Here is a 12856-nt window from a genome sequence, read left to right as displayed (position 1 = left end):
ACGAGGTTGTTATGAATGAAACACAATTAACCCATCTTCAGCAATTAGAAGCAGAAAGTATTTATATTCTGCGCGAAGTTGTCGCTGAATTTGAAAATCCCGTCATGCTTTATTCAATAGGCAAAGATTCTTCGGTGATGTTGCATTTAGCGCGTAAAGCGTTTTATCCCGCTAAATTACCTTTTCCTTTGTTGCATGTTGATACTGGCTGGAAATTTCGAGAAATGTATGAGTTTCGAGATAAAACGGCTAAAGAATACGGTTTTGATCTTAAAGTCTATCGTAATCCACAAGGTGCAGAACTTGGCATTAACCCGTTTATTCATGGTAGTGCCAAACACACGGATATCATGAAAACAGAAGGGCTAAAGCAAGCCTTAGATAAATATGGCTTTGATGCGGCATTTGGCGGTGCGCGCCGTGATGAAGAAAAATCACGCGCCAAAGAGCGTATTTATTCATTTAGAGATAGAAAGCATCGCTGGGATCCGAAAAACCAACGACCTGAATTATGGAAAAACTATAACGGACAGATTAATAAAGGTGAAAGTATTCGTGTATTTCCGCTATCTAACTGGACAGAACTCGATATTTGGCAATATATCTATTTAGAGAATATCGACATAGTTCCTCTCTACTTTGCCAAAAATAGACCGGTTATTGAACGTGATGGCACCTTAATTATGGTAGATGACGATAGAATTGATCTAAAACCGGGTGAAGTGATCACACAGCAAAAAGTGAGATTTAGAACATTGGGTTGCTGGCCATTAACGGGGGCTATACCTTCACAAGCAGAAACTCTACCCGCCATTATTGAAGAAATGCTGATTTCCACCAGCAGCGAACGACAAGGGCGTTTAATTGACAGTGATCAGTCTGCCTCCATGGAACTGAAAAAGCGCCAAGGTTATTTTTAATCGGAGGAAATATGGGACTTTTAGCCGTAAAAACGAATCAACTTGTCGCGGGTGAAATCGCACAACAGGGCGGTGTAGATAGCTATCTTAAAACGCAACAGAATAAAGGGTTACTGCGATTTTTAACCTGTGGAAATGTCGATGATGGAAAAAGCACATTAATAGGACGTTTACTTCATGACACAAGACAGATCTATGAAGATCAGCTTTCTACATTGCAAAATGAAAGTAAAAAGATCGGTACTCAAGGTGAAAAGCTCGATCTTGCTTTGCTGGTGGATGGATTAGCCGCAGAAAGAGAGCAGGGGATCACGATTGATGTTGCTTACCGCTATTTTTCAACGTCAAAACGTAAGTTTATTATTGCTGATACGCCAGGACATGCTCAATATACTCGCAACATGGCGACAGGTGCATCAACAAGTTCACTTTCTATTCTGTTGATCGATGCTCGAAAAGGCGTACAAGAGCAAACAAGGCGACACAGTTTTATCAGCACGCTCCTTGGTATTCGCCATTTAATCGTTGCGATCAATAAAATGGATCTGGTGGATTATCAACAAGCGATATTTGATTCGATCCAACAAGATTATCTTAAATTTGCCGATCAACTCCCGACAGATCTCACGATTGAATTTGTCCCTATTTCCGCCCTTGATGGTGACAATGTGGTTTCACCCTCATTGAATATGCCTTGGTATCAAGGAAAAACATTACTTTCATTATTGGAAGATGCGCCAGTTAAGTTAGGCTCTAAGTCTCAATCACTGCGTTTCCCTGTGCAATATGTAAATCGTCCCGATTTAGATTTTAGAGGATACAGCGGTACGGTGTCTTCAGGCGTGCTTTATCAAGGGCAACAAATCAAAATATTACCTTCAGGAAAACATACAACAATCAAACGTATTGTTACTTTTGATGGTGATTTAACGCAAGCTAAAGCAGGGCAAGCAATCACACTGGTTCTGGCAGATGAAATTGATATTAGTCGTGGGGATATTATCGTTGATGATAATGATACAACTGCCAATATTAGCACTCATGCGTTAATTGATGTGGTGTGGATGTCAGAGCAACCTTTAGTACAAGGTCATACTTTGGATATCAAAATTGCAGGTAAAAAAAGCCGCGCCAAAATAGAGAATATTCATTATCAAGTGGATGTAAATAAACTCACTCAACAAGTCACAGATAACTTAAGTTTAAATGCGATTGGTAGTGTTGAAGTTTCATTTGAAGAGCCTTTGGTGCTGGATAGCTATCAAGTTAATGCTGATACCGGAGGATTAATACTGATTGATCGACTAAGCAATGTCACCGTAGGCGCTGGGCTTATTCGAGAAACGAGAGATAACGCGATACAAACGATGACGCAATACGATGCTTTTGAAGTCGAGTTAAACCAACTTATCCGTCGCCACTTTCCCCATTGGGGCGCGAGGGATCTTCTTGGAGGAAAATAGTGGTGATAAGCAACGATATTGTTTGGCATCCTCATAAAATTGGATTAAATGAACGCGAATCACAACAAGCACACAAAGGATGTGTGCTTTGGTTTACAGGGTTATCTGGTTCCGGTAAATCCACACTTGCCGATGCACTAGAACAAGCGCTCTATCAGTATTCACAAAAGCATTCGCCTATTCATAGCTATTTATTAGATGGGGATAACTTACGCCATGGATTGTGTAATGATCTTGGATTTAGTGCCGAAGATAGGCACGAAAATATTCGCCGTGTAGGGGAAGTGGCTAAATTGATGGTCGATGCGGGGCTTCTTGTCTTAACGGCTTTTATCTCTCCTTACCAAAAAGACAGACAACAAGTGAGAGGACGCTTTGAGCAAGGAAGATTTATTGAGATCTTTGTTGATACTCCCCTTTCTATTTGTGAAGCCCGTGATCCGAAAGGGCTTTATCAAAAAGCAAGACGTGGTGAGATAACGCAATTTTCAGGTATAGATTCGCCCTATGAACAGCCCATTGATCCTGAATTACATTTAGACGGTACACTTTCTATAAATGAACTAACCCAACAAATCCTCGCATATCTACGGCAAAACCAAATTTACCGTTAATTTTATGATGACATTAAATTATCTTTACACAAACTACCCATAAAAAGGGGGAATGTGTAGAGATAATGTATGTAATTAGAGTAAAAACTCTTATTTCGGCATACCATTTAAAATACAACTCATGCTTTAATTGAGCATTCACTTATTGATAAAGTAACCCCATAGCACTTCATCTTAATAAGAAAAAATCACACCTTAGTCTGAATTTTATAGAAGTTACCCACGTTTATAGTGAGGAGAAGAGGAATAATAATGTAATATATTCCAGCACTTTTGTGGCGTCTGTTGTTGAGTTGTGGGATGATTAGCCCATTAATCTTGGGGGTGGTAATGGGGAAATTAACAGTCTTACTTCTGATTTTACTTGGTTGGCTACAATATTCATTGTGGTTAGGTAAAAATGGTATCCATGATTACAACAAAGTAACTCAAGAAGTTGAATCTGCATTGGCGCAAAATACGCAGTTAAAAGAGCGTAATGATCGTCTATTTGCAGAGATTGATGACCTCAATGGCGGGCAAGAAGCGTTAGAAGAACGCGCTCGTAGTGAGTTAGGAATGATAAAGCCTAATGAGACATTTTTCCGAATTGTGAGCGATAAATCTCAACCACGTCGTTAATTTATTGAATTAATAGTGTGTCCTGATACAAATATCATAATGAATATAACAAACTCAACTCTTCCTATTGTTGCCGTTATTCCAGCAGCCGGTATTGGAAGTCGAATGCAATCAGTCTGCCCAAAACAATATTTGAAGATTGGCGGATTGACTATTCTTGAACATACCATTAATGCCTTATTAAAACACCCACGCATAACGCACATTATCGTGGCGATCAGCCCTAATGACAGCTATTTTCACACTCTCCCTTTAGCGCAAGATGAAAGAATAATTACGGTTAATGGTGGTGGTGAACGCGCTGACTCTGTATTGTCAGGTTTAGAGTATGTCACTCAACACTTTTCTGAAAATACATGGGCGTTAGTTCATGATGCAGCAAGACCTTGCCTGCATTTTGGCGATCTTGATCATCTGATTCAATTAATTGATGAAAACGTTGTGGACCCACAATTTTGTGGTGGCATTCTTGCGACACCTGTTCGCGATACAATGAAACGTAGTCATCAACAAGATAATCATATTGAACAAACAGTAGAAAGAACCACCCTATGGCATGCATTAACGCCACAATTCTTTCCTGCATTGTTATTAAAACAAAATATAGAAAATGCACTCTCACAAAAAGCGACGATCACTGATGAAGCCTCAGCGATGGAGTTTGCTGGATATGAACCTTTATTAGTTAAAGGGCGTGCAGATAATATCAAAGTTACTCAGCCAGAAGATTTAGCGCTTGCAGAGTTTTTCCTCTCACGCCAAATCACCAGTATAAGGAACACATAATAAAATGAGAATTGGACACGGTTACGACGTACACAAATTTGGCGGTGAAGGTCCTATTATTATTGGCGGCGTCAGAGTTCCTTACGAACAAGGGCTGTTAGCTCACTCTGACGGTGATGTCGTATTACATGCGGTTACAGATGCTATTTTAGGCGCGGTAGCGATGGGCGACATTGGCACATTGTTTCCTGATACTGATCCTGCATACAAAGGTGCAGATAGCCGTGTACTCCTCCGTGAAGCATTTTCACGCGTAAGAGCAAAAGGTTACCGAATTGGTAATTTAGATGTCACGATTATTGCTCAGGCACCAAAAATGCTACCTCATACACCGCAAATGCGCGTCAATATCGCTGAAGATCTTCATTGCCATGTTGATGATATCAATGTGAAAGCGACCACAACAGAAAAGCTTGGCTTTGTTGGTAGAAAAGAAGGCATTGCCTGTGAAGCTGTCGTTTTATTAATGAAAGAGTCATTACCTGAATGAGTGATTTACCTGAACTCCATTGGTTACATGGAAAACCACAAGCAACAGGCTTACTAAAGTCAATTCCTGAAGATTTTATTGTCTGTGAAGATCTTGGCTTCACCCTTGATGGTGAAGGCGAGCATGTCATGGTGAAAATCAGAAAAACAGGTTGTAACACGGCTTTTGTGGCTGAAAAATTGGCAAAATTTGTTGGGATCCATCCTCGTGATGCCAGTTATGCCGGACTAAAAGACAGAAATGCCGTTACTGAACAATGGTTTTGCCTGCGAATGCCGGGTAAAGAGATGCCCGATTTTAGTCAGCTTGTTTTAGAAGGTTGCGAAATTCTAGAAACGACTCGCCAGCAACGTAAATTACGTATAGGAACGCTAAAAGGTAATCACTTTACATTGGTGTTACGAGAAATTTCTGATCGCGATTTTGTTGATACTCGATTAGCGCAAATAAAAGCAAAAGGTATTCCTAACTACTTTGGCGCTCAACGATTTGGTCGTAATGGTGATAATTTACGACAAGCCATGCGTTGGGCAACGGACGAAATCCGCGTAAAAGAACGAGGAAAACGTAGCTTTTATTTATCAGCAGCCCGTAGTGCGATGTTTAATCATATCGTCAGTAAAAGATTGGAAAATGATTTATATTCAAAAGTGATACTTGGTGATGCAATGCAACTTCATGGAAGAGGTAGCTGGTTTGTTGTTGATGAGGCCGAATTGGCTCCAACACAAACTCGCTATGAAGAGCATGATGTTCATATTACGGCACCTTTGCCGGGTAAAGGTGATTTAGGTACACAATCACAAGCATTAGATTTTGAAACTAAAAATCTGGCAGAATATGACGCTTTCTGGTCGCTGGCTCGGCAAGAACGAGTTGATAATGCAAGACGCGCTATCAATGTATTACCCGAAAATATGTCATGGGATTGGGTAGACGACACCACTGTTTCTCTGTCATTCTTTTTACCCGCAGGAAGCTTTGCAACTAGCGTTGTACGTGAATTAATCTTATTAGGGAAGGATGATGCTGAAAATATTGGTGAGTAATGACGATGGTGTGATGGCGAAGGGGATACAGACTCTCGCTAAAGCATTACGCCAGCGTTATGATGTACAAATTGTTGCACCTGATCGTAATCGTAGTGCTGCATCTAATTCTTTAACAATTGACAAACCTCTACGTAAGCAAGAGCTTGAGAATGGAGATATTGCGATTGTTGAAGGGACACCAACAGATTGCGTTTATCTTGGTGTAAACCATTTAGTCCGTCCTCGTCCTGATATTGTGGTTTCTGGTATTAATCATGGTCCTAATTTGGGTGATGATGTGATTTATTCAGGTACTGTTGCTGCGGCAACCGAAGGGCGTTTTTTAGGTTTACCCGCCATTGCTGTTTCACTGGATGGTGAAACGCACTTTGAGACAGCCGCACAAGTGACTTGTGAAGTCTTAGCGATGTTACAACAAGTGCCGTTAAGAGCGGGAAATATTCTCAATATTAACGTTCCTGATATTCCTTTTGATGAAGTAAAAGGTTTTCGTATTACACGCTGTGGTAGTCGTCATGCTGCACAACATGTTTATACCCATACCGACCCTAGAGGAAATAGTCTTTATTGGATAGGGCCTCCAGGTGAAAAAAATGATGTAAGCCCTGATACAGACTTTGCCGCTATTGACGAAGGTTATGTTTCAATAACCCCATTACATGTCGATTTAACAGCTTATAAAGCACTTGATTTACTACAAAATTGGTTAAATAAAACAGAGGTCAAAAAAACATGTTAAGTCGGTCAATGAAAGACTTACTGACAATGTTAAAACAGCATGGCATCAAGGATGAGAGCCTGTTGGAAGCAATGAGTAAAGTACCAAGAGAGCTTTTTATTGATGAAGCACTTTCTCATAAGGCTTATGAAAATACGGCTTTGCCTATTGGCAATGGGCAAACTATTTCACAGCCTTATATTGTTGCCAAAATGACAACGTTACTGGAATTACAAAGTACCGATTCTGTATTAGAAATTGGCACAGGCTCGGGATATCAAACTGCAGTATTAGCAAATTTAGTTCATCATGTGAGTTCCGTTGAGCGTATAAAAATATTGCAATGGCAAGCTAAACGACGTTTTAAACATCTTGATTTACATAATATTTCGACACGTCATGGTGATGGATGGGAAGGCTGGTCATCAAAAGCCCCTTTTAATGCCATAATAGTGACAGCGTGTGCAACAGAAGTACCACAACAGTTATTGATGCAGTTAGCCGATGGTGGCAGGATGATCATACCTGTTGGTGAACAACAACAAATACTGAAGTTTATCCGACGTTTAGGTAATGATTTTCACTATCAATCTATAGAAACTGTTAGATTTGTTCCTTTAATTGCAGGCGAGTTAGCATAACTTCCAGATAAATCTGACCGTTTTTTATTACTGCTTTTTAATAGCTTGTCGTAATCTGCACTAATAAATGAAACATTTTCAAAAAATTGCAGTCTTTTTGTTTAACTCGACAAATTGCTAGATGCTAATGCCTTTTTAAAGGGAGAAGGAAGTATGAATTCAGAAAGCCCAATTAAGCATGTCCGCTGGGCAATCATGTGTTCGGTAATTGGATTTGCATTAACAGGCTGTGCAGATACACCTTATCGTCCTGCGCCAATTACCTCTGTAAATGATAGCTCTTCAAATAATACGGTATCAACCGCACCTGTAATGACTAACAGTAATGCGACACCGATTGAAAGAACTACCCCCTTACAATCGTCACCTCCTCCTTCTATTAAGGTGAACTCTGCTTCGTCTAATGGAGGCATGGTTCAGACTCAAAGCCAGCCTCGTCCTCAAACGTCAGTTGCCGCCCAAAATGTGAGTACTGATGGCTCTGGACGCATTGTGTATAACCGTAATTACGACAGTATTCCGAAAGGAAACTACAACGGTAATACGTACACGGTAAAACGTGGTGATACTATGTTCTATATCGCTTGGATAACTGATAGTGATGTAAAAGAACTGGCATCAATGAATAACATCCCAGAACCTTATAGCTTAAACGTAGGGCAGGTGTTGAATATTGGTAACCGTCAGGTCAACACGGGGACTAATACTAATGTCAATACATCGGTTATTAATCAATCAAGTAGCGCTGGTGTTCAAACGGCACAAACTAAACCAACAAACAATGGTGCTATGGGACCATTGATTACTAAACCGGCAACAACAACGCCAACAACACCACCGAAAACAACGACACCGCCACCAACAACGAATACAAATACGACAACGGCTGCAACACCAGCACCAACGGCAGCTTCTGGTAAGTGGATTTGGCCAGCGCAAGGTAATATTATTGAAAGTTACTCAAGTGCCCCTGGTGGTAATAAAGGTATTGATATCGGTGGTACAAAAGGATCGCCAATTGTAGCAACTGCGGCGGGTAAAGTCGTTTATGCAGGTAGCGCATTACGCGGTTACGGTAACCTCGTTATCATTAAGCATAATGACGAATACCTCAGTGCATATGCACATAACGACACCATTTTGGTGCGTGAACAGCAAAATGTGAATGCGGGTCAGCAAATTGCCACAATGGGTAGCTCTGGAACCAGTTCTGTCCGATTACACTTTGAGATCCGCTATAAAGAAAAATCACTTAACCCAATGAGTTATTTACCTAAGAAATAGATAAGTGTTTTTTTACACGTATAGTGAATAATCCTAAAGTTAAACCCTCTCCTTTACAAAAAGGAGAGGGTTTTTTTCTTATCTTTCATTAATTAAAATATTGAAACAAAATAAATTTTACCTACGTATAAATGCTTATTTAAAGATTATTAAAAATGAGAGGTTAATATAAAATTATAGATAACGTTAAATTAGACGGTTGATTCTCAACCAATGAATGCGTATGCTAAAAATTGTTATATAAAAAATGAATAAAGATCAGTTGTTATTAAAAGATGGACTATAAAACAACCCCTTGGTTTAGATGGGTATTTTCTTTGTTAGATTATCTTTTTAATAATAGTGTGTAATATAAATTATTAGATATTATTTTATTATTATCGATTTTTATTTGTTTTTTTTAGATGTAAGTAGTCACAAATAGCGCATCAAATAGAGTAATTTTACGTATAGATAAATGTACGTAAAATATAATAAAAAAACTGTTAATAACCTGCACTCAATAGTTAAGTTATATATTGAATAAAGAAAGAATAAAATTAACAGTAAAATAGATTATGTTATCTTTTATTTTGTAATTCGTTACAAGGGAAAATCAGTAAACCCGTTGTGTCGTGACACAGCGATAAACTGGTAAACAGACTTTAATCATGAGTCGTTTACCTAAATTATCAAGGGTAGGAGCAGCTGATGAGCCAAAGTACGCTAAGAGTAGACGAGTTATATACAGATGAAATTGAAGAGAACATGGAAGAGTTCGATGAAGTTGCTGCAAAAGAGGCAGAAAATGAGTCTGATGCTCAAGATGAAATTGAACTTATTGAAGGAGTCAACCAGCGTGCGCTCGATGCAACTCAGCTTTATTTAGGAGAAATTGGTTATTCTCCGTTGCTGACCGCTGAAGAAGAAGTTTTCTTTGCCCGTAGGGCGCTACGTGGTGATGTCCCTTCAAGACAACGAATGATAGAAAGTAACCTACGTTTAGTTGTTAAGATCTCTCGTCGTTATACAAACCGAGGACTTGCTCTTCTTGATCTTATTGAAGAAGGGAATTTAGGTCTTATTCGTGCTGTTGAAAAATTCGATCCTGAAAAAGGTTTCCGTTTTTCAACCTATGCGACATGGTGGATACGTCAAACAATTGAACGTGCCATTATGAACCAGACTCGTACTATCCGCCTTCCCATTCATATCGTTAAAGAGTTGAATGTATATTTAAGAACCGCAAGAGAATTAGCACACAAGCTCGATCATGAGCCTAGTGTTGAAGAAATTGCACAAACATTAGATAAACCAGTTGAAGATGTGAGTAAGATGCTGCGTTTAAACGAACGTATTACTTCTGTTGATACCCCAATTGGCGGTGATTCAGATAAAGCATTACTTGATATTATCTCTGACGAAAATGAAGAAGGACCGGAAGCAACAATTCAAAATAATAACCTCAAGGAAAATATCATAAAGTGGTTATTTGAATTGAATCCAAAACAACGTGAAGTATTAGCACGTCGTTTTGGGTTATTAGGCTATGAAGCAGAAACTTTAGAAGACGTTGGTAGAGAGATTGGTCTGACAAGAGAAAGAGTTCGTCAAATTCAAGTTGAAGGGCTGCGTCGCTTAAAAGACATTCTGCAAAGTCAGGGATTATGTATTGAAGCACTTTTCAAAGCATAGTTAGCCACCCAATTTCTGTTTATAGCTTTAATTGACATGTTATTACCAAAGCCGATTAGTGGGTTTGCTAATCGGCTTTTCTTTATCTTGTATTATACAATTTAAAACGATAAAACAAGAGTGCAGTTTTGTATCTCGTTAGCCTGATGAAAACAATAAAGGAAGATATGAAAGATTATTTTTTAAACGTTAAATTAGAGCGTTGCGATTTTAGCCAAAGTAAAATCTCTCCGAAGGGAATGGTGAGATTAATCGCATCAGGTAAAAACTTTTATCTTAATGAAGCTGATTTTGCTAACTCTCAAGATTTTCTTAAACGATTAAAACAAGGTGACGAGCTTAAAATCTGTGCCGAGTTATTGAAAGATGGCAGTTTTTGGGTGCAATGGATTTATCATGATACAAAAGGAAGGCTGGAGCCTGAAAGAAACTTCACGCTAACAGCAAAACAACAGAAATGGTTATTGCTTGCATTTATTCTGACGTTTGTTGGCGGCTATTGGAGTTATTTCTCGATTCTCCATCTTGAAGTGAATTTCTTTATCGTTGTTTCCATGGTTATTGCATGTGGTGCAATGATGGCTGGAGTGAGTTATATCGGAGAAAAAGCTTATCGCTATTTTCAGCGCACCAGACCCAAACATAAAAAGAGAATAAAGGCGCTAGATAAAGTCATCGCTAAGCAAGATAGCATTGCACCTGATGGTGAACAGCTCATTATTACTGGAATAAAATCAGCACCATTACCTTCATTAACCTTGAGCAAAAAGTCGTTTCCTCAAATAAAGCAAAGCAAAGTACAACGAGTTAGAGGAATGATACAAATTCATAGTATTAATAGGCTTCAAATACATTCCCGCAATAGCGAGACTGTAATAATGCAAATATCCTGTCTGATTGATAAGCATCCTTTTGTATTCAGTTACAGAGAGCGCTTATTTTATTCTGATCATAATTTGTTTCTTGCTGATGGTGATGATGTTGAATTGTTCTTTTGGCAAGCTGAAGATAAGAACTCAGGGCCAGTTGTCTTAGGGGTTTATAATCATACAGATAATGGCGCTTATTCAATTTCAGGACAAATGTATATTGGGCATCAACGCACTAAGCGATTATCACTGTTAATTACAGGGTTAATCAGTGCCTTTATTTTCTCAATTTTTGCCATTTTGTCTATTTCAGATGTTTACGATAACGGTAATTATTGGGATAAATGGGATTGGTTTTTTATTGGTGATACCTTTTTAGGAATGGGTATTATCTATGGTTTAATCATCAGTGGCTTTGCCTTTTTAATTGCCTTATTTTCAAATCTTTATATTTTGTTATCAGGAAAAGGTAACAGTAGTTATCAAACCTATTTTTTACTTCAACAACAATGTGTTGAAAATAAAAAAACGGTTTATGTTACGGAGCTAAGTCAATGAATCCTTTTTTCCGTAAGCCTTTTATCATCATCACAAGCTTATTTATTTTAAGCTTGCTGCTGTTTTATGGTGTGCTTTTTCATGGTTTTGCCTCTAAGTGGCAATGGAAAAATGAAAACGCTTCAGAGTTATCTTCATATCCTTATTCTCGCTATGATTGGCGTAAGGTTTTTTATGCTGCTAGTGGGATATTAATTAAGACTGAATCTGATAGTGGACGATATGACGTAGATATTTATGGGCGACTTCATCGCCAAGATAACCAGAGAAAATATACGCTGTACTTTTCTGATAAAGAAGGCACACGCTTTGTATCACAAGGCCAAGGTAGCTTTTATAACGCTTATTGTGTTCTTGATAAATGTGTTTTATTTACAGAGCAGGGGCGGCAAGTGGTGAACTTAGCCAAGTTTATACTTGATGATTTAATTCCTTGGCAAGAGGTTAACAATGGCTATTATCGTTTCCCTTTAGCGCTTATTGGTGGAAAATTACTCTTTTCACAAACAACATCGCAATTAGTATTAGCTGATAATAAGACGATACTGACAAGTTTAGATGAAGGGGAAAGTTGGGAATATTCTATTAATACAGAAGAGCTGGTAAAGCAGTATTACGCAGAAGATTTTGGTGAGTTTACACAATTTCATTATGCCCTTTCAGGGGATTCTCTTATTATTTTTTACAATCATCATTACACAACAAACACGTTAGAAATCACGCTAAACTTAGTCAATAAAGAAGTGACAAAAACCCGTTGGCTACCATTGCGAGTTAAAGAAGTTGCTCAAAATGATAAAGGTGATATCTATTTTATTGCTCAACATGCTTCTCGTGATCTCTATTCTGTGGTTCAACGTCAAACTGATGGAAATTTAGAGACTTTCTATGAAAGTGGTTATAAATATCTAAATGATTTGATGATAAGTAATGATGATTTGATTTTAAATAAAGGTCGTAACGATGATAAAATGACGCTAGTTTTTTCATTAAAAACAAAAGATTACACTTCTTATGAAAAAATCACTGATGATATGATGTTTAATCCTGCATTATCTTCATTTATTCGTTTATTTGATAATTACGGCGACGAAGATACTTTACTGCTATTGGGTGAACGATTGAAATATAGCCATGCTTTAATTAATTAAAGCAGTATTATCTTT

Annotated in this window: 13 protein-coding genes; all 13 read left to right on the top strand. The window is 38.3% G+C overall.

Annotated elements, in window-relative coordinates; all coding sequences use genetic code 11:
• Positions 1–11: 11 nt before the first annotated feature.
• The 13 genes from cysD (at position 12) to QQS39_RS14830 (ending at position 12841) form a co-directional block, all read left to right on the top strand.
• Positions 12–920: a sulfate adenylyltransferase subunit CysD gene (cysD, locus tag QQS39_RS14890; protein WP_285804828.1), complete on the top strand. Its 909-nt coding sequence runs from the start codon at positions 12–14 to the stop codon at positions 918–920.
• An 11-nt stretch (positions 921–931) separates the two neighbouring features.
• Positions 932–2383, top strand: coding sequence for a sulfate adenylyltransferase subunit CysN (cysN, locus tag QQS39_RS14885; protein ID WP_285804827.1), 1452 nt, complete (start codon positions 932–934; stop codon positions 2381–2383).
• Positions 2380–2997, top strand: a complete 618-nt coding sequence (cysC, locus tag QQS39_RS14880) for an adenylyl-sulfate kinase (RefSeq protein WP_416202681.1) — start codon at positions 2380–2382, stop codon at positions 2995–2997. Before cysN ends, cysC begins: the two co-directional genes overlap by 4 nt.
• 330 nt (positions 2998–3327) lie before the next feature.
• Positions 3328–3618 (top strand): cell division protein FtsB, encoded by a 291-nt coding sequence (gene ftsB / locus QQS39_RS14875; RefSeq protein ID WP_036913758.1) that lies wholly within the window; start codon positions 3328–3330, stop codon positions 3616–3618.
• A gap of 39 nt (positions 3619–3657) precedes the next feature.
• Complete coding sequence (gene ispD / locus QQS39_RS14870) at positions 3658–4404, top strand: 2-C-methyl-D-erythritol 4-phosphate cytidylyltransferase (RefSeq protein WP_151435944.1); 747 nt, start codon at positions 3658–3660, stop codon at positions 4402–4404.
• A gap of 4 nt (positions 4405–4408) precedes the next feature.
• Complete coding sequence (gene ispF, locus QQS39_RS14865) at positions 4409–4894, top strand: 2-C-methyl-D-erythritol 2,4-cyclodiphosphate synthase (RefSeq protein ID WP_023582677.1); 486 nt, start codon at positions 4409–4411, stop codon at positions 4892–4894.
• Positions 4891–5943 carry a tRNA pseudouridine(13) synthase TruD gene (gene truD / locus QQS39_RS14860; RefSeq protein ID WP_285804826.1) on the top strand — a complete coding sequence of 351 codons (1053 nt, stop codon included), beginning with the start codon at positions 4891–4893 and terminating at the stop codon, positions 5941–5943. Before ispF ends, truD begins: the two co-directional genes overlap by 4 nt.
• Positions 5921–6685 carry a 5'/3'-nucleotidase SurE gene (surE, locus tag QQS39_RS14855; protein WP_285804825.1) on the top strand — a complete coding sequence of 255 codons (765 nt, stop codon included), beginning with the start codon at positions 5921–5923 and terminating at the stop codon, positions 6683–6685. The genes truD and surE overlap by 23 nt, the downstream gene beginning before the upstream one ends.
• Entirely contained in the window at positions 6679–7305 is a 627-nt protein-coding gene (locus tag QQS39_RS14850; protein ID WP_075673789.1) for a protein-L-isoaspartate(D-aspartate) O-methyltransferase, read from the top strand. The genes surE and QQS39_RS14850 overlap by 7 nt, the downstream gene beginning before the upstream one ends.
• 153 nt (positions 7306–7458) lie before the next feature.
• On the top strand, positions 7459–8589 hold the full coding sequence (nlpD, locus tag QQS39_RS14845) for a murein hydrolase activator NlpD (RefSeq protein WP_151435941.1): 1131 nt from the start codon (positions 7459–7461) through the stop codon (positions 8587–8589).
• A gap of 690 nt (positions 8590–9279) precedes the next feature.
• The gene (rpoS, locus tag QQS39_RS14840) at positions 9280–10263 is read left to right on the top strand and encodes an RNA polymerase sigma factor RpoS (protein ID WP_151435940.1); all 984 of its coding nucleotides are present in this window, start codon (positions 9280–9282) and stop codon (positions 10261–10263) included.
• Positions 10264–10430: 167 nt separating this feature from the next.
• The gene (locus QQS39_RS14835; protein ID WP_285804824.1) at positions 10431–11690 is read left to right on the top strand and encodes a hypothetical protein; all 1260 of its coding nucleotides are present in this window, start codon (positions 10431–10433) and stop codon (positions 11688–11690) included.
• The gene (locus tag QQS39_RS14830) at positions 11687–12841 is read left to right on the top strand and encodes a hypothetical protein (protein WP_285804823.1); all 1155 of its coding nucleotides are present in this window, start codon (positions 11687–11689) and stop codon (positions 12839–12841) included. Before QQS39_RS14835 ends, QQS39_RS14830 begins: the two co-directional genes overlap by 4 nt.
• The last annotated feature ends 15 nt before the right edge of the window (positions 12842–12856 follow it).

This window comes from Proteus appendicitidis (assembly GCF_030271835.1).
In the GTDB taxonomy this organism is placed as follows: Bacteria; Pseudomonadota; Gammaproteobacteria; order Enterobacterales; family Enterobacteriaceae; genus Proteus; species Proteus appendicitidis.
Note: the sequence above shows the minus strand (reverse complement) of the source record. Positions and strands in the feature narration are given on the sequence as shown.